The following is a 23,832-nucleotide window of genomic DNA, read 5'->3' as shown; positions in this document are numbered from 1 at the left end:
AGTATCGGTGCGCATGACCCCATCGCCAATGTGGCATTCGCGCAGGGGGACTCAGGCTGACACTGAGGCTCTCATTTCACGCTGACCGGCCCTGACCGGTCGTCGGGAAAAGTCGTTGAAAAGGCCGTCGCGCTGGCGCCCGCCGGGCCGCCCGGGAAGCGCTCTCACGCGACCAGCTTACGGTCAACGCCCTCGCGATCGGCAGGCGTTGGCGCGTGATAATGGCGTTTTCGGCGGCGTCCGACGCGCTTTGGCGTTTTCAGTTATGCTCAGGCCAAATTCGCGCCGTGCCGCGCCTGAAGTGCCCCCCGGAGCCATGCCCCGGCGAGCGCCGCGTCAGGCCATCGGCACCCCGTAGACCACCGTACGCCACCGTGCCCTCGACAGATCATGGCTTTGCCGTGGCAGGCACCGGCGGCGACAGCCATGCCGTACAGCATCGCGCCTCACCAGAGGGATGGAAGTTGGAAAACAAGAATTGCCAGAACGAACGACGCGACGCGTCGACCGCCGGTGACGTGCTCGACCGGCGCCTCGCACTCATCATGCAGCCCGCCCATCGCGCGCTGCTCGGACAGGGCTTGTCCGGCATCGAACGCGAAACGCTGCGCGTCGAAGACAACGGCGCCCTCGCGCTCACGCCGCATCCGCGTGCCTTGGGCTCGGCCCTGACCAACGAAGAGATCACGACCGACTATTCGGAATCGCTGCTCGAGTTCATCACGCCGCCCCAGCACGACGCCGCCGAAGTCATCGCCCGCCTCGACGAAATCCATCAGTTCGCCTACCGCAAGCTCGGCACCGAACTGCTCTGGAGCGACTCGATGCCGCCCGCTTTGCCCCCGGAAGAGATCATTCCGATCGCCGATTACGGCACGTCGCATATCGGCCTGCTCAAGCACGTGTACCGTCGCGGTCTGGCGCTGCGCTACGGCAAGCCGATGCAATGCATCGCCGGCATTCACTACAACTTCTCGCTCGCGGAACCCGTCTGGGAATTGCTGCGCGAACAAGAGGGTGTCACCGACGCGACGGCGTCCGCTCGCGACTATCAGTCCGCGCGTTATGTCGCGCTGATTCGCAACTTCCGCCGCTATAGCTGGCTGCTGATGTATCTGTTCGGTGCATCGCCGGTGCTGCATGCCGAGTTCCTGCGCGGACGCGAACACGGGCTCGATTCGTTCGACGCCGGCACGCTCGGTCTGCCGTACGCGACCAGCCTGCGCATGAGCGATCTGGGCTATCAGAACAGCGCGCAATCGGAAGTCTCGCCTTGCTACGACTGCCTGCCGAGCTATATCGACGCGCTCACGCAAGCCGTCAGCCAGCCGCATCCGCCGTACGAGGCGCTGGGCACGAAGCGTAATGGCGAGTGGATTCAGCTCTCGACCAACCTGCTGCAAATCGAAAACGAGTTCTACGCCACGATTCGCCCGAAGCGCGTGACGTACAGCGGCGAGCGCCCGGTGCAAGCACTCGCGCGTCGTGGTGTGCAGTATGTGGAAGTGCGTTGCGTCGACATCGACCCGTTCCAGCCGGTCGGTATCGACGTGGATACGGCACGCTTCATCGACGCCTTCATGCTGTTCTGCGCGTTCGAAGACAGCCCGTCGTGCTCGAACGCCGAGAACATGGAGAACCGCGACAACTTCGCGCACGTGGTCAAGGAAGGCCGTAAGCCCGGCCTCGTGCTGCATCGCGCCGGTGAAGCCATCACGCTGTTCGACTGGGCCGAGCAACTGCTCGATCGTATCGACCGCACGGCGGCCGCGTTCGACGCCCAGCGTGGCGGTGCGCATTACGCCCACACGATGGCCGTGCAACGCGCCAAGGTGCAGGACGTGACGCTCACGCCGTCGGCCCGCGTGATGGCGGCGCTCGAACCGCTGCGCGGCGTCGAGGGTGGCGCGTTTCAGGCGTTCTCGCTGGCGCAGAGCAAGCTGCATGCGCAGACGCTTCGCGCCATGCCGCTCGATGACAAGATCGTCGAGCACTTCGAAACGCTGGCCCACAAGTCGCTGGAGACGCAAGCCGAGTTGGAGCGCACGCAAGTCGGCGACTTCGACGCCTTCGTCGCAGCGTATCGCGCAGGCACGCTCGGGACGGTGTCGGTCTGACGTTGTCACCCTCGGCACTGAGCGACCGCCGCACGTCGTTCAAATGAAAAAAGCGCCTCGCAAGGGCGCTTTTTTCTAATGGCTAAGCCGGTGAGTCGATCGCCGGCCGCGCGGCATCAACCCAACACACCGAACTGCCAGCCGAAGAACACGGCCAACCCGAGGCCGATGGTGAGCAACTGATGCCGCGTTGCGGCGCATACCGTAATCGCGGCGAGCGCGGCGACCAGTTGCGGATTGCGCCACGTCAGCTCGAGTCCGTGCCCATGCGGCGCGAGCGTCATGGGCACGATGATCGCCGTGAGTACGGTCACGGGGACGAACGACAGCGCCTCGCGCAGCCATTCGGGGAAGCGCACCCGGTCGCCGAGCACGAAGATGCCGGCCTTCACCGCGAAGGTCACCACGGCCATGCCGAGAATCGCGAGGACGTAGTTCATTGCGCACCTCCCGGGCCCGGCGTAGATTTGCGCGTCAGTGTGTCGCCGCGCCGGCGGGCATGCAGCGTCACCATGCCGGCCACGATGCCGGCCGTTACCGCCACAAGCAGTCCCAGCTTGTAGGGCAGCCCCTGACAGAGATACGCGGCGGCGCCCGCCACCACCGTGGCCACGGCCCATGGCATGCGCGCCATCTGCGGCACGATGATCGCGATGAACGTTGCCACCATCGCGAAATCGAGCCCGAGCGTTTGCAAGCGCGGGAAAGCCGCCCCGAAGATCAAGCCCACGAGCGTCCAGAACTGCCAGTTCACATACATCGACAAGCCGGAGCCGAGGAAGTACCAATGCCCCATCGGGTCGTCGGGATGCTTGTGGAAATGGCTGCTCGTCACGGCAAATGTCTCATCCGTCAACGTGAAGCCGAGCAGGCAGCGCCAGCGCAGATTCAGGTGGCGCACGTGCGGCAGCAGGTTGGCCGCGTACAGCATGTGCCGCAGATTGACGATGAACGTCGTTGCCCAGAGCACGGCGTAACCCACGCCCGTGGCGAATAGTCCGGCGGCGATGAATTGGCTGGAGCCGGCAAATACGGTCAGCGACATGAGCTGGCCGTGCCACGTGGCCATTGGCGTGGTGGCGACCAACGCCCCGAAGATCAGCCCGAACGGCGCGGCGCCGACGATCATCGGGAAGGTGTCGCGGATGCCTGCGGTAAAGCTGGCCGCGCGAGACGGGACGGACATGACGATGCTGACCTCAAAAAGCGGTTGCGAATGGCTGTGAGCATATCGCGCCGCCCCGGTGCTGACTTGTACGTTCTTGCGAACGGCGGGTAAGCCCTGAGTCGGTCCTGAAGGGCGGCGTATGGCCGTGACCCGGCAGCGTGTGCGTCCGGCATCAAAAGCAAACGGCCGCCATGAAGGCGGCCGTTTCAGTCCTGCATTCCAGCCAAAGCCTGCGGCGGCTTTGACCGGTCAAGCCCGGTCAATCATCAGGGATGTTTGAACATGTCGAGAATACGGGCTTTTTCGCTCGCATCCACGCCACCCGGCGACGGCGGCTGACCGGCAGCCGGCGGCGGTGCGACCGGTGCGTTCGCGTTGTTGCCGAAGAACGGCAGCGAGAAACCGCCGCTGTTGTCGTCGATCCCGATGCTCGCCACGAAGCCGTTGCCCGGCATCTTGTCGGACTCGTAAAGCTCGCCGTTCACCACGCTCACGCCTTCGGGCATGGCCATCTGCTGCTGCGGCACGCCGTTGAGGGCGACGCCCATGTACTTCGTCCACACCGGCAACGCCAGTTGTGCACCGAACTCGCGGCTGCCCAGCGTCTTGGGCTGGTCGAAGCCGAGCCACGCCACCGCCACCAGCGAGTGCTGATAGCCGGCAAACCAGCCATCGAGCGCGTCGTTGGTCGTCCCGGTCTTGCCCGCCAGATCGTTGCGCTTGAGCACGTTTGTGCCCGAGCCGGTGCCGCGCTGCGCCACGCTTTGCAGCAGGCTGTTCATGATGAACGCGTTGGGGGCCGAGATCGCACGCGCGGCATTGACGCCCGCGATGACCGGCGTGGCCTTGTTCAGCACATTGCCGCGCGCATCGCGAATTTCACTGATCAAGTACGGCGCGACGCGGTAACCGCCATTCGCGAAGACAGCGTACGCACCGGCCAATTGCAACGGCGTCGTCTGACCGGCACCGAGGGCCATCGGCAGATACGGCGGCACCTTGTCGGCGTCGAAGCCGAAGCGGGTCGCGAAGTCCTGCGTGAACTGCGTGCCTGCGAATTGCAGCAAGCGGATGGCCACCAGATTCTTCGAGCGTTGCAACCCTTCGCGCACCGTCATCGGGCCGCTGAAGGCGTCGTCGTCGTGCGGGTCCCACGCCTGTCCGCCGGTCTGCGCGGGCGGCAGGTTGAGCGGGCCGTCCATGACCATCGTCGCGGGGCTCACGCCCTTCTCGATGGCGGCCGAGTACACCACCGGCTTGAACGTCGAGCCCGGCTGACGCCATGCCTGCGTCGCACGATTGAACTTGCTCTGATTGAAGTCGAAACCGCCGACCAGCGCACGAATCGCGCCGTCGTCAGGCGAGAGCGACACGAGCGAGCCCTGCACCTCGGGCAATTGAGTCACGCGCCACTTGCCGCGCGCGTCCTTCATGATGCGAATGATCGAGCCCGGACGAATACGCACTTTCTCGGCAGCCTTCGCCGACAGGGCCGGAGAAGCAAAGCCGATACCGTCGCCGCTGATGGTCACGGCATCGCCCGAGAGCGGAATCGCCGTGATCTGCGACGTGCTGACGGCCACCACGACAGCGGCCACCAGATCGCCGTTGTCAGGGTGTTCGAGCAGGGCATCTTCGATCGACTGCTGACGGTCGGGCATCGGGGCGGGCAGTTCGACAAAGCCCTCCGGGCCACGATACGAGTGGCGCCGCTCGTAATCGAGCACGCCCATGCGCACCGCTTCATACGCCGCCTGCTGCTTCTTCGAATCGAGGGTCGTGATGACCGTCAGGCCGCGCGTGTACGTCTCGTCCTTGTACTGGTCGTACACCGCCTGACGCACCATTTCGGCCACGTACTCGGCGTGCACGTTGTACTCGTTGCCGGCCGTGCGCGTACGGATTGGCTCGTGCAGGGCATCTTCATACTGATTGCGCGTGATGTAGCCCAGATCGAGCATGCGCTTGAGGATGTATTCCTGACGAATCTTGGCGCGCTTCGGATTGACGATCGGGTTGTACGCCGACGGTGCCTTGGGCAGCCCGGCCAGCATGGCCGCTTCACCCAGCGAAATGTCCTTCAGATCTTTGCCGAAGTAGATACGCGCGGCGCTCGCGAAGCCGTAAGCACGCTGACCCAGATAGATCTGGTTCATGTACAGCTCGAGAATCTGGTCTTTGGAGAGGGCCGACTCGATCTTGTAGGCGAGCAGCATTTCGTAGATCTTGCGCGTGGCCGTCTTCTCGCGCGAGAGGAAGAAGTTGCGGGCCACCTGCATCGTGATCGTACTGGCGCCCTGCGCTGCGCCGCGGTGAATAACGTCGGAGACGCCCGCTCGCAAAATGCCGATGAAGTCAACGCCGCCGTGATCGTAGAAGCGGTAGTCCTCGATGGCGAGCACGGCCTTTTTCATCACATCGGGAATCTGGTCGATGGTGACCAGACTGCGGCGCTCTTCGCCAAACTCGCCGATCAGCACGTTATCCGACGTGTACACGCGCAGCGGCACCTTGGGCCGGTAGTCGGTGATGACGTCGAGCGGCGGGAGGTTCGGGCGCATGACGATCAGCGCGTAGCCGACGATCAGGGCGCCGATGACGGCCAGCCCGGCAAACGCGGTAATGATGACGCCGAGGGTGCCGAAACCGCGCTGGCGGCCGGTGGCGCGCAGGGCGAGCCTGCCGCGGCGGGTGCCGGATGTGGGGGCGGGGGTGGAGGTAGCGGTAGTACTGGGCACCGGATCAGACGGCGCACGAGGCGGCAAATAATGCTTCAAGGACATACCCAACGAAAATTGCAGGATGGGAACAGGCCGGCCGGCCTAGCGCTGCGTGGATCCCCGCCGCGCGGCGAATTTGGCAAATCGGAAAATCGCAGAAGTATGCCACGCCGGGGCGGGCCACCTCCAAAAACTCAACGGCGTGCCTCGGTAGCCATGCGCAGGGCCAGCGCACCCAGCACACCGCCCATCAGCCAGCGCTGAATGCGCAGCCACGCCGGGCGTTGTGCGAAGAACGTCGCGATGGCACCCGCCGACAGCGCCACGCTGGCATTCACCAGCACGCTGCATACGATCTGCGTGGTCCCCAGCACCAGCGACTGCGTGAGCACGCTGCCATGTTCCGGGTGTACGAACTGCGGCAGCAGCGCCAGATACAGCATGGCGATCTTGGGGTTGAGCACGCTCGTGAACAGGCCCATCAGGAACAGACGGCGATTGCTGTCGCGCGGCAGCGAGCGCACTTCGAACGGCGAACGGCCGCCCGGTTTGAGTGCCTGCCACGCGAGCCAGAGCAGATAGACCGCACCGCCGAAGCGCAGCACGTCGTACGCGAACGGCACCGCGAAGAGCAGGGCGGTAATGCCGAAGGCGGCGCTGATCATGTAGACCACAAAGCCGAGCGCGACGCCGCCCAGCGAGACCAATCCGGCCGCAGGCCCCTGACACAGGGAGCGCGAGATCAGATACATCATGTTCGGCCCGGGGGTGAGGGCCATGCCGATGGCGACAAGCGCGAAGGCCAGCCAGGTTGCAATTGAAGGCATGTTGGGCGGGGCAGTCGAGTGGAAACTGATGGATGACCCGGCGCAGCGGCGGCGATTGCAGTCATCGCAATCATTACAGCCGTCACCACGATCTCGGGTATACCAGCGGGTCAAAAAACGTAAGCTGCAAGATACCACGTCAATGGCGTGCACGCCGGTTCGGTGCCATTGGAGGTCTCGAGCCCTTATCCGGCGGGCTTCCCCGCCATTTCAGCGGGGTCAGCCCAGCCGTTTCAGAAAAATCGTCATTTCCTTCTCCGCCTGACGGTCGCCGTGCGATTGGGCCGCTGCAATGCCGCGTGTCCACGCATCGCGGGCGCCGTCGATGTCGGCGGCCCCCTGCCGCGCCTTGCCCAGCAACTTCCACGCGGCGGTGTACGCCGGATCGAACGCTACGCAATGGGTGAGGTGGTCGGCCGCCACCGCGAAGTTCTGGGCGTCCAGATAGGCTTTTCCCAGCCCGAATCGCAGTAACGCATTGTCTTTGCCTGCGGCCAATAGCTTCTCGAGACCTTCGATCATAATTCGAATAAGTTGTTTAGATATATAAAATATGACATATCATCGGACCGGCTCCCCAGTCCGTCGAGTACATCTCTGGTTTTGCTGCACAAGACGGCTGCGCGGCGGTGAGGCGTGCATCGCTCGCTTGATTTGCGTCAAGACGAGCGTGTGTCAAAGGCTTGGCGGGTGGGCACGTAAACCCGCAGGATGCTCAAGTCTGGCGCGCGCCGCGCCGATGTCACAAGTATGACCGGCCCGTCAGAGGCCGGACAGGGGGTGAGCCACCCATGATAGAGACGGAGACGACAGCATGTTGCGGAGCTTTTCGATTAAGGCGCGCCTGGGTTTGACCATGGCGTTGTTGGCGGCATTGTTGATTCTGATGGGCGCGTTGGGTATCGCCGGTATGACGCGCACGGGCGATGCACTGCGTGAGACGTATGCCAGTCATCTTGCGGCGACGGTGGCACTGGGTAAGGACAACGCCACATTGGCCCGCACGCGCGCCATCCTCGACCGGGTGGTGCTTCACCCCGATTCTCCCGACGTCCCTAAGGTCGTCAGCCGCGCGCAGGGCATGCTCAAGGACGCCGACGCGGCGTGGGCCGCCTATCTGGCACTGCCCCGTGGCGCTGAGGAGCAACGCATGGCCGACGAGGTTGCCGCGCGCCGTGCGACGTTCTTCGAGAAGGGCATGAACCCGATGATCGCTGCCATCAACGCCGGCGATCGCGCGGCCATGGACGACATCACCATGAATTCGCTGCCGAAGAACTATGCGGCACTGACGACGGTGAGCGACGCGCTGGCCGCCTACAAGATGAAGCTCGGTCGCGAGACCTATGAGGCCTCGATGGCGGAGCTCGCCATATTCCGCTGGGTGAGCGTGGCGGCCACGGTGCTGGGCGTGCTGCTCTCGATTGCCTGCTATTTCTCGTTGCGCGGCGCGATCATGCGGCCGCTGCACGATGCGCTTACGCATTTCGAAGCGATCTCTGCCGGTCAACTCGATAACCAGATCGAAGTGCGCGGCAAGGACGAGATGTCGCTGCTCATGCGCGGCGTCGACGCCATGCAGTCGCGGCTGGCAGGCACGATTCGCGGGGTGCGCCGCAGTTGCGATGCGATGGCCACGGCGACAGCTGAGATTGCGGCAGGCAACACGGATCTGTCGGCCCGCACGGAGCAGCAGGCGGCATCGCTCGAAGAAACCGCCTCGTCGATGGAAGAATTGACCGCGACCGTTAAGCAGAATGCCGACAACGCACGTCAGGCGAGCCAGCTTGCCGTCAACGCGTCGGACATTGCCTCGCGCGGCGGACAGGTGGTCGCGCGCGTGGTCGATACGATGCACGGTATTTCCAGCAGCTCGTCGCAGGTGGTGGAGATCATCAGCGTGATCGACGGCATCGCTTTCCAGACGAATATTCTGGCGCTCAATGCGGCGGTGGAAGCGGCGCGTGCGGGCGAGCAGGGACGGGGCTTCGCGGTGGTGGCCGGGGAAGTGCGCACGCTCGCGCAACGCAGCGCCACGGCTGCGCGCGAGATCAAGGCGTTGATCGAGGCCTCGGCGCAAAAGGTGTCTGACGGATCGTCGCTGGTGGCCGAAGCTGGCCGCACGATGAACGACATCGTGCAAGCGGTGCAGCGCGTAACCGACATCATGGGCGAAATCTCCGCCGCGTCCGACGAGCAGAGCGGCGGCATCGAACAGGTGAATCAGGCCGTCACGCAAATGGATACGGTCACGCAACAGAACGCAGCGCTGGTCGAGCAGGCCGCCGCTGCGGCGGCCTCGCTCGAAGACCAGACGAGTGCCTTGCGTGCCGAGATGGCCCGTTTCCGGTTAGGCGATGAAAGTCACGCTGGCGGCCAACGGCGTGCCGCGCTGCATGCCGTGGCGACGCCGCCGTTGACGTTGGCGGCATGACATTGGCAGCCGTCGCCAGCGGCCGCTTTGGGCGCGTTCATGGCGGCGGCGCGCCGAACCGGGTAACATTCGGCATCTTTTGTTCAGTTGAGGGTGTCGAGGTATGAAGCGAATGGCGCTGTTGGCGGCAGTAGCGATCCTGGCAGGTTGCGGTCCGATCAACCAGATGAGCCGGCCCGATCCGGCAACGGGGCGACTGCTCGACCAGGGGACCGAAGCCGACCGCTTCATGGTGCTCAACTGCATCTATCACGGCTGGAGCGAACTGTCGCCGAACGTCGATTCGACCGGCTATGCCCGTCAAGGCGCTGACCGCGTGCGCGTCTATCGCGGACCGGATGCCGAAGGTAAAGCCACCTACAACCCGTACGTGGACATCATGCAGGGTGGCTTCGGCGCCCGTGTGCAGTACTACGAGACGCCGGGCAGCAAGCTGTCGCCTGATTTTCAGGCCACCGTCAGGCGCTGCATGGTGCCGTACGCGGGCAGTAACGACTGACGTATGAGGTGGCGATGCGGGACTTCGGTGCCGCACTCGTACGGTAAGCCATCAACAAAAACGCGACGGGCAACCGTCGCGTTTTTGTTTTCTGCTCACGCCGTGCCGATCAGCCGTGGAAGTCCTCACGGGCTTCGACCACTTCCTTCACGATGCCTTGTCGCACGAGGAAGTCACCGAACTTCTCGCCGGCTTCGCGCGTCTTGGCATATTGCTGGAAGAGGGGAGTGAGCTCCGCCACGATCTGGTCGTCGTTGACCGACTCCTTGTAGAGCTTGTTCAGACGCTGGCCGTGGAAGCCGGCACCCAGATACAAGTTGTACTTGCCCGTCGACTTGCCGACCAGACCGATTTCCGCCAGATACGGGCGTGCGCAGCCATTCGGGCAGCCGGTCGTGCGAATGGTGATCGGCTCACCGGCAAGACCGGTGTCGTCCAAGACCTTTTCCAGACGCGTCACCAACTCGGGCAGCGCGCGTTCGCTTTCTGCCAGCGCCAGACCGCAGGTGGGAAAGCCCACGCAGGCCATCGAGTTCAGGCGCAGGGCCCCTTGATGCTTGCCGTCGAGCAGCCCGTACTCCTTCACCAGCGCTTCGATCTGCGGCTTGTTCGCTTCGCTCACGCGGCCGATGATCAGGTTCTGATTGCCGGTGATGCGGATGTCGCCGTCGTGCACCTTGGCGACTTCGCGCAGGCCGGTCATCAGGCGGTAGTCGTCCCAGTCTTTCACGCGGCCATTCTGGATGAACAGCGTCAGGTGCCAGAGATCGTCGGCGCCCTTGAGCCAGCCGTACTGATCGCCGTTGGTGGTGAACTTGAATGCGCGCACCGGCTCGAGATTCCAGCCCAGATAGCGATTGAGTTCTTCCTTGAACCACTCCACGCCACGGTCGTCAATGGTGTACTTCAGGCGTGCATGCTTGCGGTTCGTGCGGTCGCCGAAGTCGCGCTGCACGAGCAGCACCTTCTCGGCCACGTCGACGATGCGGTCCGCCGGCGTGTAGCCGATAACGGTGCCTGCGCGCGGATACGTCGCGGCGTCGCCGTGCGTCATGCCCATGCCGCCGCCGACCGTTACGTTGAAGCCTTCGAGCTGGCCGTCGGCGTTCACGATCGCGATGAAGCCCAGATCGTTGGCGTAGATATCGACGTCGTTGTTCGGCGGAATCGCGATGGCGATCTTGAACTTGCGCGGCAGATAGTGCTTGCCGTAGATCGGCTCGTGATCTTCCTTGCCCGCACCCAGACGCTTGTCGCCCAGCCAGATTTCACGGTACGCGGTGGTTTGCGGCAGCAGGTGCTGGTCGATCTTCAGGCACCAGTCGAGCGCGGCCGCGTGGGCCGGCGACAGATGCGGGTTGTTCGACACCAGCGTGTTGCGGTTCACGTCGCCGCAGGCGGCGATGCTGGTCATGGCCACTTCGTCCATGCCGCGAATGAGCGGGCGCAACTGGTGCTTGAGCACGTTGTGATACTGCACGGTCTGGCGCGTGGTCAGACGAATGGTGTTGCCGCCGTATTTCTGCGCCAGATCGTCGAGCTTGAGCCATTGCTCGGGCGTGCACACGCCGCCCGGCATGCGCAGCCGGATCATGAACTGGTAGGCCGGTTCGAGTTTCTGCTTCTGACGTTCGGCGCGCAGGTCGCGATCGTCCTGCATGTACGAGCCGTGGAACTTGAGCAACTGGGCGTCACGCTCGAAGATCGCGCCCGTGAGCGGGTCGGCGAGGCCTTCGGCAATGGTGCCGCGCAGGTAGTTGCTGACGTCCTTGATCTTCTCGACCTCGGAGCGCGCTGCCGCGGGCGCGGCGTTGGCTTGCGTTGTTTGCGTCATGTGGGCTGCTGTTATCGACTGCTGTTATCGGTTCAGGCTGAATCGTTCTTCGCTCAGTACACGTCGCGCTGATAGCGCTTCTCGCGTTGCAGCGTCTTCACGTACTCGGCGGCGGCGTCGGCGGCCAGACCGCCGTGCTCGGCCACGATGTCCACGAGTGCGGTATTCACGTCACGTGCCATCTGGTCGGCGTCGCCGCACACGTAGAGGTGCGCGCCTTCTTGCAGCCATGCGTACAGTTCCTTGCCTTGCTCGCGCATGCGGTGCTGCACGTAGACCTTGTCTTCGGTGTCGCGCGAGAACGCCAGATCGATCTTGTTGAGCGCGCCGTCTTTCACGTAGCGCTGCCATTCGCGCTGATACAGGAAGTCGGTGCGGAAGTTGCGATCGCCGAAGAACAACCAGTTCTTGCCCGGCGCGTCCAGTGCCTGACGCTCTTCGACGAAGGCGCGGAACGGGGCGATGCCGGTGCCCGGGCCGATCATGATGACCGGGGCGTTGGTGTCGCCCGGCAACTTGAAGTTGCGGTTCGCTTCAATATAGACCGGCACCGTTTCGCCTTCGCGGGCGATGTCGGCCAGATACGTCGATGCCACACCGCGACGCGCGCGGCCATGGCTGTCGTAGCGCACGGCGCCCACGGTGATGTGCACGGCTTCCGGGTTCGCGGCGAGGCTCGATGCGATCGAGTACAGGCGCGGCTGAAGCGTGCGCAGCGTGCCGACGAATTCGGCGGCCTTTACCTTGCGGGCCGGGAACTGGCGTACGACGTCGAGCACGTCGCGGCCATACAGATAATCGCGCAGGGCAGCTTCGTTACCCACGGCGAGCAGCGCCTTGAGTTCGGTCGACTCGGCCAGCGCGGCGTACTTCTCGAGGAAGGCGCGCGAGAGGGTGGTGATGTCGTAGGCGCGCAGGAATGCGTCGCGCAGGGTCAGGGTGCTGTCTTGTGTGGTCGTGGTGGCCTGCGGATCGAGGGCGAGCGTATCGATCAGGTCGTCGACCAGCGTGTCGTCGTTCTTCACGACCACACCCAGCGCGTCGCCCGGCTCGTACGTGAGGCCCGAGCTTTCGAGCGAGAGCTCGACGTGATGCACTTCCTTCGAGGAGCCACGGCCCGAGAGTTTGATGTTCTCGAGGACGGTCGCTTCGAACGGATGCTTGCGGCTGTATTGGCTCGCGGCGGCGGCCGGGGCTACGCCGCTGGCGAGGGCTGCGAGGCTGAACCCGTCACCGGTCGCGTTGCCGGCGCCTGCCGTGGCCGGTGCGGCCACGCGCTTGAGGGCTTCAACGGCTTCTTCGATCCAGCGCTCGGCGGGGGCGTCGTAGTCGACGTCGCTGTCGACACGGTTCACCAGACGCTCGGCGCCCAGCGCGGCGAGGCGCGTATCGAAGTCCTTGCCGGCCTGGCAGAACTTCTCATAGCTCGAATCGCCGAGGCCCAGCACGGCAAAGCGCGTGCCCTGAAGCTTCGGGGCTTTCTCGCCGTGCAGGAATTCATAGAAATCACGGGCATCGTCGGGCGGTTCGCCCTCGCCCTGCGTGGAGACTGCCACGAGCAGCAGCTTGTCGTTCTTCAGGCGCGACGCTTTATAGTCACCCATCGCGAACAGGTCGACCTTGAAGCCGGCGGCGACGGCACGTGCCTTCGCATGTTCGGCGACTTCCTGCGCGTGGCCCGTCTGCGAACCATACAGAATGGTCAACTGCGGGGCGGCGGCGCTGGCCGTCGCGGCCGGGGCTTGCGTGCCTGCCTGCTTGACCGAGTGATTGATACCGGCGAGAAAGCCGCGCACCCACGCGAGCTGTTCGGTAGAAAGGCCTTGGACCAGTTGGCTGAGCAACTGGGCCTGCTGGGCAGTGAGAGGCGTCGTCTCTTGCATGTCTTTGTTGGCTCCAGGGGCCGGACCAGCGCGGAAGCCCGGGCGGGTCTGACCCGTCAAGCCACCCCCAGATGGACCGGCAAGGGGATAGTCGACACGATATCGGTCACTGATTAGAAATTAAAATAATAAAATTTAATTCCTATATATCCAATTTCCATATAAGCATAAAGCGGAAACCGCTTGCCGATGACGTCTGGCGTTACCGCACGATGCGTGATGACGGCGTGTTGACGGCGCATTCAGGGGGCGGTGCCGCAAAATCGGGGTCGAATAGCGGCAGGTTAGCGGCAGGATAGCGGCAGCCGGTTTTGGGGCGTCAACGTGTCAAACGCCCGTTTGCGGGGCTGTGAAGGCCGTCCCGGCGCGTAACGGTGCGTAACGGACGGTAACGCCGGTCAGCCCCGTGTGACGGCTTTCCGGCCCGGTGGGTGCGGGGAAAACGTGCTATGCTCCTCGCCGTGATTGATCAGGTCCTTCCAAGCACCACTTGATTCACGCAATCCGCTATCCGGTCAGGCCGTGTCGCGGAAGGTTTCGTAACCCGCTATTTCTCGAGCTACTCGTAGAAAAGGTGAGCGCAAAATGAGTTTGATGGAACAATTCCAAGCGAACTCGTATCTCTTCGGCGGCAATGCCCCCTACGTTGAAGAGTTGTACGAGTCGTATCTTGATAATCCGGCTTCTGTGCCGGACAACTGGCGCCAGTATTTCGACGCGCTGCAAAACGTTCCCGCTGTTGATGGTTCCAACGCCAACGACGTGGCTCACGCCCCGATCGTGGAGTCGTTCGCCCAACGCGCGAAGGCCAACGCCTTCCTGCCGCGTACCGGTGCGTCCGACATGGCCGTGGCCCGCAAGCAGGTTCACGTGCAGTCGCTCGTTGCCGCTTACCGCTTCCTGGGTGCCCGCTGGGCCAACCTGGATCCGCTCAAGCGTCAGGAACGCCCGGCCATTCCGGAACTGGAACCGGCCTTCTACGACCTGACCGAAGCCGACATGGATGGCGTGTACTCCGCTGAGAACACGTACTTCGGTTTCGAGCAAGCCAGCCTGCGTGACCTCCTGAAGTCGCTGCGCGACACGTACTGCGGCTCGATCGGCGCCGAGTACATGTACATCAGCGACCCGGTGCAGAAGCGCTGGTGGCAAGAGCGTCTGGAGAAGGCGCGTGCAACGCCCAACTTCACCGCTGAAAAGAAAAAGCACATTCTGGAACGCCTGACGGCCGCTGAAGGCCTCGAGCGCTTCCTGCATACCAAGTTCGTCGGCCAGAAGCGCTTCTCGCTCGAAGGCGGCGAATCGTTCATCGTGGCGATGGACGAACTGGTTCACCACGCCGGTGCCAAGGGCGTGCAAGAAATCGTGATCGGCATGGCCCACCGCGGCCGTCTGAACGTGCTGGTCAACACCCTCGGCAAGATGCCGTCGGACCTGTTCGCCGAATTCGAAGGCAAGCACGTCGACGACCTGCCGGCCGGTGACGTGAAGTACCACAAGGGCTTCTCGAGCGACGTCTCGACGAGCGGTGGCCCGGTCCACCTGTCGCTGGCGTTCAACCCGTCGCACCTGGAAATCGTGAACCCGGTGGTCGAAGGTTCGGCCAAGGCCCGTATGGACCGCCGTGGCGAAGCCGATGCCGCCAGCGTGCTGCCGGTGCAAGTGCACGGCGACGCGGCCTTCGCAGGTCAGGGCGTCGTGATGGAAACGCTGAACCTCGCACAAACGCGCGGTTACGGCACGCACGGCACGGTGCACATCGTCATCAACAACCAGATCGGCTTCACCACGTCGGACCCGCGTGACGCCCGTTCGACGACGTACTGCTCGGACGTGGTCAAGATGATCGAAGCGCCGGTGCTGCACGTGAACGGCGACGATCCGGAAGCGGTCGTGCTGGCCATGCAACTGGCCCTCGAATTCCGTCAGGAATTCAAGAAGGACGCCGTGGTCGACATCGTTTGCTACCGCAAGCTGGGTCACAACGAGCAAGACACCCCGGCGGTCACGCAGCCGCTGATGTACAAGAAGATTGCCCAGCACCCGGGCACGCGCGCACTGTACGTCGAGAAGCTGGTCACGCAAGGCGTGATCACCGCCGAAGAAGGCGACGGCTTCGTCAAGGCCTACCGCAAGGCCATGGACGACGGTCATCACACCATCGATCCGGTGCTCTCGAACTACAAGAGCAAGTACTCGGTGGACTGGGTGCCGTTCCTGAACAAGCAGTGGACCGACAAGGCCGACACGGCCGTGCCGCTGGCCGAACTCAAGCGTCTGGCTGAGCGCATCACCACGATCCCGGCGAACTTCAAGGTTCACCCGCTCGTCGAGAAGGTCATCAACGACCGTCGCAAGATGGGTCTGGGCGAGCAGCCGCTCGACTGGGGTATGGGCGAACACCTGGCCTTCGCATCGCTGGTCTCGTCGGGCTTCGCAGTGCGCCTGACCGGTCAGGATTCGGGCCGTGGCACGTTCACGCACCGCCACTCGGTGCTGCACGATCAAAACCGCGAGCGTTGGAACGACGGTACGTACGTGCCGCTGCAACACGTGGCCGAAGGTCAGGCCAACTTCACGGTGATCGACTCGGTGCTGTCCGAAGAAGCCGTGCTGGGCTTCGAATACGGTTACTCGACGGCTGAGCCGAACACGATGGTGCTGTGGGAAGGCCAGTTCGGCGACTTCGCCAACGGCGCCCAAGTCGTGATCGACCAGTTCATCTCGAGCGGTGAAGTGAAGTGGGGCCGCGTGTCGGGCCTGACGATGCTGCTGCCGCACGGCTATGAAGGTCAGGGTCCGGAGCACTCGTCGGCCCGTATCGAACGCTACCTGCAACTGTGCGCCGATACGAACATGCAAGTGGTTCAGCCGACCACGCCGGCACAGATCTTCCACCTGCTGCGCCGTCAGATGATCCGCCAGCTGCGCAAGCCGCTGATCGTGTTCACGCCGAAGTCGCTGCTGCGTCACAAGGAAGCCGTGAGCGACCTGTCGGAACTCGCCAAGGGCGGTTTCCAGACGGTCATCGGCGAGACCGATGCTTCGATCGACGCCAAGAAGGTCAAGCGCGTGGTTGCCTGCTCGGGCCGCCTGTACTACGACCTGATTGCCCGCCGTCGCGAAGACAAGTCGACCGACGTCGCGATCGTCCGCGTGGAACAGCTCTACCCGTTCCCGCACAAGGCGTTCGAGAACGAGCTGAAGAAGTACGAAAACCTCGCCGAAGTGGTGTGGGCCCAGGACGAGCCGCAAAATCAGGGTCCGTGGTTCTACATCGAACACCATCTGGCAGAGAGCATGAGCGCCGGTCAGAAGCTGGCTTACGCCGGTCGTCCGGCCTCGGCCTCGCCTGCGGTGGGCTACTACGCCAAGCATTACGAACAGCTCAAGCAGCTGCTCGATACGGCTTTCGGTCGCCTGAAGGGCGCGACCGTGGTGCAGTAACCGGTTAGGTCTTACAGCGGTCGTCCTCCCCCAGGGACGGCCGCTGCCGTATTTCCGAATTGAACGTTTATCGAATCCAGGATCCAGAAATGGCCATTGTTGAAGTCAAAGTCCCCCAGTTTTCCGAGTCGGTTTCCGAAGGCACCCTGCTCGACTGGAAGAAAAAAGTCGGCGAAGCCATCGCCCAAGATGAAACCGTGATCGAAGTCGAGACCGACAAGGTCGTGCTCGAAGTGCCGGCCCCGGCCGCAGGCGTGCTCGTCGAAGTGACGGCCAGCGCTGGCGACACGGTAACGTCGGAACAAATCATCGCCAAGATCGACACCGAAGCCAAGGCAGGCGCTGCTGCGCCGGTCGCCGCCAAGCCGGCGGAAGCCGCTGCACCGGCCGCTGCCCCCGCAGCCGCTGCTGCCACGGGTGGTGCTTCGGGTGGCATCGCCAGCCCGGCCGCTGCCAAGGTGCTGGCCGAGAAGAACCTGTCGGCAACCGACGTTGCCGGCTCGGGCCGCGACGGCCGCGTGACCAAGGGCGACGCCCTGGCCGCTGGCGCCGCCAAGCCGACCGCTGCTGCTTCGATCCCGGCACCGGCGCAACGCGCCTCGCTGCCGTCGGTGGCTGCTGCCGTTGGCCGCGACACGTCGCTGGAAGGCCGTCCGGAACAGCGCGTGCCGATGTCGCGTCTGCGCGCCCGTATCGCCGAGCGCCTGCTGCAATCGCAACAGACCAACGCCATTCTGACCACGTTCAACGAAGTGGACATGAAGCCGGTGATGGACCTGCGCAACAAGTACAAGGACAAGTTCGAGAAGGAACACGGCGTGAAGCTGGGTTTCATGTCGTTCTTCGTCAAGGCTGCTGTGCACGCGCTCAAGAAGTACCCGGCCGTGAACGCCTCGATCGACGGTAACGACATCGTCTACCACGGCTACTTCGACATCGGTATCGCTGTCGGCTCGCCGCGTGGTCTGGTGGTGCCGATTCTGCGCAATGCCGACCAGATGAGCCTGGCCGACATCGAGAAGAAGATCGCCGAGTACGGCAAGAAGGCTGCCGACGGCAAGCTGTCGATCGAAGAAATGACCGGCGGTACGTTCTCGATCTCGAACGGCGGTGTGTTCGGCTCGATGCTGTCGACCCCGATTATCAACCCGCCCCAGTCGGCCATTCTTGGCGTGCACGCCACGAAGGAACGCGCTGTTGTGGTGAACGGCGAGATCGTCATCCGTCCGATGAACTATCTGGCCATGAGCTACGACCACCGCATCATCGACGGCCGCGAAGCCGTGCTGAGCCTCGTCGCCATGAAGGAAGCGCTGGAAGATCCGGCGCGCCTGCTGCTCGACCTGTAAGCGTTAGCGCGCACTGCGCGGTGTCTGCCCGGCCGTGTTCGCGCGGCCGGCGCACCGCGCCTCCCCCTGCCGTCAACCTCACTGAGTCTCAAAATGGCAAACAAAGAATTTGATGTCGTCGTTATCGGCGCCGGCCCCGGCGGTTATATCGCCGCGATCCGCGCTGCCCAACTCGGTTTCTCGGTCGCTTGCGTCGAGAAGTGGACCAACCCGGCCGGCAAGATGGTGCTGGGCGGTACGTGCCTGAACGTGGGCTGCATTCCGTCGAAGGCGCTGCTCGCGTCGTCGGAAGAGTTCGAAAAGGTCGGTCACCACCTCGCCGACCACGGCATTACGACGTCGGACGTGAAGATCGACATCGCCAAGATGCTCACGCGCAAGCAAGGCATCGTCGACAAGATGACGGGCGGTATCGAGTATCTGTTCAAGAAGAACAAGATCACGTGGCTCAAGGGTCACGGCAAGATCATCGCCAAGAACGACGCTGGCTATCAGATCGATGTGACGGGCGCCGAGAACGAATCGGTCAACGCCAAGAACATCATCATCGCCACGGGTTCGAAGGCCCGCCACCTGCCGGGCATGCCGGTCGACAACAAGCTCATCTCGGATAACGAAGGTGCGCTCTCGTTCGACACCGTGCCGAAGAAGCTGGGCGTGATCGGCGCTGGCGTGATCGGTCTGGAACTGGGTTCGGTGTGGCGCCGTCTGGGTGCCGAAGTCACCGTGCTCGAAGCCATGCCGGAGTTCCTGGCTGCCGCCGACGCCGGCGTCGCCAAGGAAGCCGCCAAGCAGTTCAAGAAGCAGGGTCTGGACATCAACGTCGGCGTGAAGGTCGGCGAAGTCAAGACCGGTAAGGACAACGTCACGGTCGAGTACACGGACAACGCGGGCAACGCCAAGACGCTCGTCGTCGACCGTCTGATCGTGTCGGTCGGCCGCGTGCCGAACACCGACGATCTGGGTCTGGGCAACATCGGTCTGGCGACCGACGAGCGCGGCTTCATCCCGGTGGACGACCACTGCGCCACCAAGCTGCCGAACGTGTACGCGATCGGTGACGTGGTGCGTGGCCCGATGCTGGCCCACAAGGCCGAAGACGAAGGCGTGCTGGTCGCCGAAGTCATCGCCGGTCAGAAGCCGCACATCGACTACAACTGCATTCCGTGGGTGATCTACACCTCGCCGGAAATCGCATGGGTCGGTAAGACCGAGCAGCAACTGAAGGCCGAAGGCCGTGAGTTCAAGCCGGGTCAGTTCCCGTTCGCGGCCAACGGCCGTGCACTGGGCATGGGCTCGTCGGATGGTTTCGTGAAGGTGCTGGCCGATGCCAAGACCGACGAAATCCTCGGCGTGCACGTGATCGGTCTGAACGCTTCGGACCTGATTGCCGAAGCCGTGGTGGCGATGGAGTTCAAGGCGGCGTCGGAAGACATCGGCCGTATCTGCCATCCGCACCCGTCGCTGTCCGAAGTGATGCGCGAAGCCGCCCTCGATGTCGAGAAGCGCGCGCTGAACAAGTAAGCGGGTTGCACTGAGAAGTACGAACAAAGGCGAGGCAACTCGCCTTTGTTTTTTCCCGACTCCTGATCCACGTTGCTCTTTTTGCCCGTCTTCCGGCGCGCTGTCCGCATGAACGTTCGCGAATACTACCTACAAGAACTGGCCGCGCGCGGCTACCAGCCCGACGAAGCGCAGGAGCGTGCCGTCGATCGACTGCAACAGTGCTACGACGAATGGGCGGCCTACAAGGCCAAGCGCTCGAACACGCTCAAGAAGTGGCTCGTGCACCCCGATCTGCCCAAGGGCGTGTACCTGTGGGGCGGGGTAGGGCGCGGCAAGAGCTTCCTGATGGACAGCTTCTACTCGGTGGTGCCGTTGCAGCGCAAGACGCGCCTGCACTTCCACGAGTTCATGCGCGAAGTGCACCACCAGTTGCAGGCGCTCAAGGGCCTGCCTGATCCGCTGGACGAGTTGGCCAAGCGCATCGCCAAGCGGTATCGCCTGATCTGCTTCGACGAATTCCACGTGTCCGACGTGGCCGACGCGATGATTCTGCACCGCCTGCTCTCGGAGCTGTTCAAGAACGGCGTGCAGTTCGTGATGACGTCGAACTATCGTCCCGACACGTTGTACCCGGACGGCCTGCACCGCGATCGCGTGCTGCCTGCCATCAAGCTGCTCGAAGAGAAGCTCGACGTGCTCAACGTCGATGCCGGTATCGACTATCGCCGCCGCACGCTGGCGCAGGTGCAGGTGTATCACTACCCGCTGGGTAATGAAGCCAACCGCGCGCTGCGCGCCGCGTTTGCCGAGATTGCCGGGGTGCCGGACGAAAGCCCGCTGCTGCATATCGAACAACGGGAGTTGAAAGCGCTGCGTCGCGCAGGCGGCGTGGTGTGGTTCGACTTCCACACGCTTTGCGGCGGCCCGCGCTCACAGAACGATTACCTCGAACTAGCGAACCGTTTCCATACCGTGGTGCTGTCGGATGTGCCGCAGATGACGCCGCGTATGGCGTCGGAAGCGCGTCGCTTCACGTGGCTGGTGGACGTGTTCTACGACCACAAGGTGAAGCTGCTGATGTCGGCGGCGGTGCCGCCCGAGCAGCTGTACACCGAGGGCACGCTCGCCAACGAATTCACGCGCACGGTGTCGCGTCTGGTCGAGATGCAGTCGCTGGAATATCTCGAAACACCGCGCCGCGTGGTGGATACGTCGCTGACCTGATGTCCGTTGACCTGATGCTGCGCTGATCAGCGGCCGCGATTGTTGTTGCGTTCACGCGGCGGCGGGGGCGGCGGGGCCTGACGTTGCTCGCGAATGTGGTTATAGATATCGCCCCGCAAGTCACCTTGCGGGCGCACCTCTTGCGGCGGGCGTGACGGGCCATTAGGGCCACCGCGCGCGCCGTTGTTACCGCCGTTGTTGCCATTGCCGCGCCCGTCCGGGCGCTCGCTTCCCTGCGCGAACCAGCCGGCGAAGAACCGGCCATGCGACGTTGTCTGTGCCATCGCACCCATCGAGGCGCCGGTCAGCATGACGAAACAGAGTATCGGGACAAGTCGGGTGTGACGCATGCTGCCACCTCCTTGTCGGTTAAGTTGCCGCGCCGTTCAGCCTGAAATTCGGTCTGCCAGCCGGCCAATCGTTTGGCCAGTGGCGGCGCATGCGCTATCAGCGTCCCGAATGGGGAAACCGACGCTCGCGCGTGTACGGATCGTGCGGCTACGCTTCGAGAGTAAGAGGGCTGGGTCCCACTTGCTGTAAAGATTTGTAAAGCAATGTAAGTCGGTACGCGTTTGACGTCGTGTGATACGTACCATGCGGTGTTTATCTTCGGAGTTTCGGAGTTTCCGTCGGAGTCTGCCCAATGCGTAAGTTGTGGATCGCCCTGGTGGCGTTGGTAGTTGTGCTGGGCTTGCTGTTCGGCACGCCGTATTACACGTTGTGGCGCGCACGCGACGCGGCAAATGCGCGTGACGCCGATACGTTGTCGACGTATGTCGACTATCCGGCCGTGCGTGAGAGCCTGAAATCGAGCCTGCATGACGAACTCTCGCGCCAAATGGACAAACAGCGCGGCAATGCCTTGGGCGCGCTGGCGCTGGCGTTCGGCGGCTGGGTGTCGGACCGTGTGGTTGAAGCGCTGCTTACGCCAGAGGCGGTGGCCGCCATGCTGCGTGGCGACAGCACCGGCCTGCCGCCCGCCCCGGGTGCCCCTGCGCCGCGGGATGTCACGCCACCGAGCGGCGTGAACGAGGGCGGACCCTCGGCTCCTGCCGCGCCACAGGCCCCGGCTACGCCTGCCACGCCATCGGACAGCAGCGGTAATTCCGCACCATCCGGCGCGGCACCGGCCAACGAGAGCGCACGCACGCTCACGCGCACCGAGTTTCAGGACTTCAACCACTTCCTCGTGCACGTCTCGCGCAGCGACCGTCCCGAGCGTGTGGTGACGTTCACACTCACCCGACGAAACCTTGTGCAATGGCGACTGACGGCCATTGCCGTGCCCCCGCTGTAATCGTTCCCGCGCCGTCGGATCACGCCGATGGCGCCATCCTCGCCATCCTGGTAAGCACCGGAAATAAAAACGACGCAAAATGCGGTGACAATGCCCGGTTTCGGCCAACGGAATTCCGTCTGGCGCACGAGTCGGGGATAGCACAAGGAACATCCCTTCAACGGGACGAAGGTAAGTCTGATGCAGATTTTGAATACGATGCCATGGCGGCGGCTGGGCGCCTCTGCGCTGCTGGCCATGTCACTGATGGGCGGCGCGGCGCAAGCCGCATTTGCCGATGAGACGACGCCTGCCGGCGTGTGGCGAATCATCGACGACAAGTCGGGCGAGCCCAAGGCGCTCATCACCATCACCGAGAAGAACGGGGAATACGTCGGTGCGCTCACGCGAAGCCTTGGCCGTCACGATGCCCTCGAGCGCGTGTGCACCGCGTGCACCGACTGGCGCAAAGGAAAGAAGCTCCAAGGGCTCGAGATCATTCGTGGCCTGCACAAAGAGGGCGACGAATACACCGGCGGCAAAATACTCGATCCGGACAGCGGCAGCGAATATGGCTGCAAGGTGCGGGTGGTCGACGGCGGTAAGAAGCTCGAAGTGCGCGGCTATCTCGGTGTGACCTTGCTGGGGCGAACCCAGACGTGGGTGCGCGAAGAGTAGTGGCGGGTCTCCTCCCGGAGATCGCAGGACATAGCAGAACACCACCGGAATCGATGCGTTGAAGCGGCGCTGCGCTAGAGGACTTCCTCAGCACGGCGCCACGCCTTTGGCGTAATCTTCAAAACGGCTGACGCGCGCGGCAGCACGAGACTTGCCGGCGAGTGAGTCCTACGAGAATCAATTCCGTATCTGGGAGGAAGACAATCATGATGCAGATTTCCAATGCGACGTCGTGGCGACGTCTGGGTGCACGTGCACTGGTGGCCGTGGCACTGATGGGCGGTGCGACGTTGGCGATGGCCGCCGACGCGATGACACCGGCCGGTGTGTGGAAGACGATCGACGACAACACCGGCAAGCCGAAGGCGCTCGTGACGATCACCGAAAAAGACGGTGAATATATCGGCACGATTACCAAGGGCCTTGGCGAGAGCGACGATCCCGAGCGCATTTGCACGGCTTGCACCGACGCCCGCAAGGGACAGAAGATGCTTGGCCTTCAGATCATCAACGGCATTCGCCGCGACGGCGACGGCTTCGACGGCGGCAAGATTCTCGACCCGGAAAACGGCAAGGAATATCGCTGCAAGATGACGCTGATCGACGGCGGCAAGAAGCTGGAGGTGCGTGGCTACATCGGCGTCTCGCTGCTGGGCCGCACGCAAACGTGGATTCGCGAACAGTAAGTCACCCGCGTACCAGACACGAAACAAAAACACCCGCTACGGCGGGTGTTTTTTTGTTTGATGCGCCGGTCGCAGACGTAACACTCACGACACGCACCACACTCACGATACACGCGACAAAGCCCGGGCAGTGTCGCCACACTGTCCGGGCTTGTCACCCTCCCTCGCCCTTCAGACACCTATT

General features: G+C 63.4%; 18 protein-coding genes. 10 read left to right on the top strand and 8 right to left on the bottom strand.

Translation table 11 applies throughout. The features are described 5' to 3' along the window. The first annotated feature begins 464 nt into the window (after positions 1–464). Complete coding sequence (gene gshA / locus PIN31009_RS15425) at positions 465–2,117, top strand: glutamate--cysteine ligase (RefSeq protein ID WP_425495493.1); 1,653 nt, start codon at positions 465–467, stop codon at positions 2,115–2,117. A gap of 116 nt (positions 2,118–2,233) precedes the next feature. Here gshA and PIN31009_RS15420 read toward each other — a convergent pair whose 3' ends face one another. The 5 genes from PIN31009_RS15420 to PIN31009_RS15400 all read right to left on the bottom strand — a co-directional run bounded on the left by PIN31009_RS15420 (position 2,234) and on the right by PIN31009_RS15400 (position 7,354). Next, on the bottom strand, positions 2,234–2,557 hold the full coding sequence (locus tag PIN31009_RS15420; RefSeq protein ID WP_150790802.1) for an AzlD domain-containing protein: 324 nt from the start codon (positions 2,555–2,557) through the stop codon (positions 2,234–2,236). Further along, a complete protein-coding gene (locus PIN31009_RS15415; RefSeq protein WP_150790801.1) occupies positions 2,554–3,303 on the bottom strand; it encodes an AzlC family ABC transporter permease in 750 nt (249 codons plus the stop codon). Before PIN31009_RS15415 ends, PIN31009_RS15420 begins: the two co-directional genes overlap by 4 nt. Positions 3,304–3,551: 248 nt before the next feature. Beyond that, a complete protein-coding gene (locus PIN31009_RS15410) occupies positions 3,552–6,068 on the bottom strand; it encodes a penicillin-binding protein 1A (RefSeq protein ID WP_425495489.1) in 2,517 nt (838 codons plus the stop codon). 131 nt (positions 6,069–6,199) lie between these two features. Then, positions 6,200–6,832 carry a LysE family translocator gene (locus PIN31009_RS15405; RefSeq protein ID WP_150790800.1) on the bottom strand — a complete coding sequence of 211 codons (633 nt, stop codon included), beginning with the start codon at positions 6,830–6,832 and terminating at the stop codon, positions 6,200–6,202. 219 nt (positions 6,833–7,051) lie between these two features. Further along, a complete protein-coding gene (locus tag PIN31009_RS15400; RefSeq protein WP_150790799.1) occupies positions 7,052–7,354 on the bottom strand; it encodes a hypothetical protein in 303 nt (100 codons plus the stop codon). Between the two features lie 292 nt (positions 7,355–7,646). On the opposite strand from PIN31009_RS15400, the gene PIN31009_RS28360 reads away from it, so the two are divergent. Both PIN31009_RS28360 and PIN31009_RS15390 read left to right on the top strand, forming a co-directional pair. Beyond that, positions 7,647–9,266, top strand: a complete 1,620-nt coding sequence (locus tag PIN31009_RS28360; RefSeq protein WP_150790798.1) for a methyl-accepting chemotaxis protein — start codon at positions 7,647–7,649, stop codon at positions 9,264–9,266. Positions 9,267–9,369: 103 nt separating this feature from the next. Further along, positions 9,370–9,765, top strand: a complete 396-nt coding sequence (locus PIN31009_RS15390) for a hypothetical protein (RefSeq protein ID WP_150790797.1) — start codon at positions 9,370–9,372, stop codon at positions 9,763–9,765. A gap of 109 nt (positions 9,766–9,874) precedes the next feature. Here PIN31009_RS15390 and PIN31009_RS15385 read toward each other — a convergent pair whose 3' ends face one another. Further along, on the bottom strand, positions 9,875–11,599 hold the full coding sequence (locus tag PIN31009_RS15385) for an NADPH-dependent assimilatory sulfite reductase hemoprotein subunit (RefSeq protein ID WP_150684465.1): 1,725 nt from the start codon (positions 11,597–11,599) through the stop codon (positions 9,875–9,877). 53 nt (positions 11,600–11,652) lie between these two features. Then, on the bottom strand, positions 11,653–13,482 hold the full coding sequence (locus PIN31009_RS15380) for an assimilatory sulfite reductase (NADPH) flavoprotein subunit (protein ID WP_150790796.1): 1,830 nt from the start codon (positions 13,480–13,482) through the stop codon (positions 11,653–11,655). Positions 13,483–14,067: 585 nt separating this feature from the next. On the opposite strand from PIN31009_RS15380, the gene PIN31009_RS15375 reads away from it, so the two are divergent. From PIN31009_RS15375 to zapE, 4 genes are all read left to right on the top strand, one after another. Beyond that, a complete protein-coding gene (locus PIN31009_RS15375) occupies positions 14,068–16,929 on the top strand; it encodes a 2-oxoglutarate dehydrogenase E1 component (protein WP_150684463.1) in 2,862 nt (953 codons plus the stop codon). Positions 16,930–17,018: 89 nt separating this feature from the next. After that, positions 17,019–18,278: a 2-oxoglutarate dehydrogenase complex dihydrolipoyllysine-residue succinyltransferase gene (odhB, locus tag PIN31009_RS15370; protein ID WP_150790795.1), complete on the top strand. Its 1,260-nt coding sequence runs from the start codon at positions 17,019–17,021 to the stop codon at positions 18,276–18,278. A gap of 93 nt (positions 18,279–18,371) precedes the next feature. Next, positions 18,372–19,802 carry a dihydrolipoyl dehydrogenase gene (gene lpdA / locus PIN31009_RS15365; protein WP_150684462.1) on the top strand — a complete coding sequence of 477 codons (1,431 nt, stop codon included), beginning with the start codon at positions 18,372–18,374 and terminating at the stop codon, positions 19,800–19,802. 108 nt (positions 19,803–19,910) lie between these two features. Continuing rightward, positions 19,911–21,008 (top strand): cell division protein ZapE, encoded by a 1,098-nt coding sequence (gene zapE, locus PIN31009_RS15360; protein ID WP_058378226.1) that lies wholly within the window; start codon positions 19,911–19,913, stop codon positions 21,006–21,008. 26 nt (positions 21,009–21,034) lie between these two features. On the opposite strand, the gene PIN31009_RS15355 is transcribed toward zapE, so the two are convergent. Further along, the gene (locus PIN31009_RS15355) at positions 21,035–21,358 is read right to left on the bottom strand and encodes a hypothetical protein (protein WP_150684460.1); all 324 of its coding nucleotides are present in this window, start codon (positions 21,356–21,358) and stop codon (positions 21,035–21,037) included. 293 nt (positions 21,359–21,651) lie between these two features. On the opposite strand from PIN31009_RS15355, the gene PIN31009_RS15350 reads away from it, so the two are divergent. The 3 genes from PIN31009_RS15350 (at position 21,652) to PIN31009_RS15340 (ending at position 23,648) form a co-directional block, all read left to right on the top strand. Then, entirely contained in the window at positions 21,652–22,305 is a 654-nt protein-coding gene (locus tag PIN31009_RS15350) for a DUF2939 domain-containing protein (RefSeq protein ID WP_150790794.1), read from the top strand. A gap of 180 nt (positions 22,306–22,485) precedes the next feature. Next, a complete protein-coding gene (locus PIN31009_RS15345; protein WP_150790793.1) occupies positions 22,486–22,962 on the top strand; it encodes a DUF2147 domain-containing protein in 477 nt (158 codons plus the stop codon). A gap of 275 nt (positions 22,963–23,237) precedes the next feature. Then, the gene (locus tag PIN31009_RS15340) at positions 23,238–23,648 is read left to right on the top strand and encodes a DUF2147 domain-containing protein (RefSeq protein ID WP_246185702.1); all 411 of its coding nucleotides are present in this window, start codon (positions 23,238–23,240) and stop codon (positions 23,646–23,648) included. Positions 23,649–23,832 lie beyond the last annotated feature (184 nt).

This window comes from Pandoraea iniqua (assembly GCF_902459685.1).
GTDB lineage: Bacteria > Pseudomonadota > Gammaproteobacteria > Burkholderiales > Burkholderiaceae > Pandoraea > Pandoraea iniqua.
The sequence above is the reverse complement of the archived record's forward strand: the minus strand, read 5'-3'. Positions and strand labels throughout refer to the sequence as shown.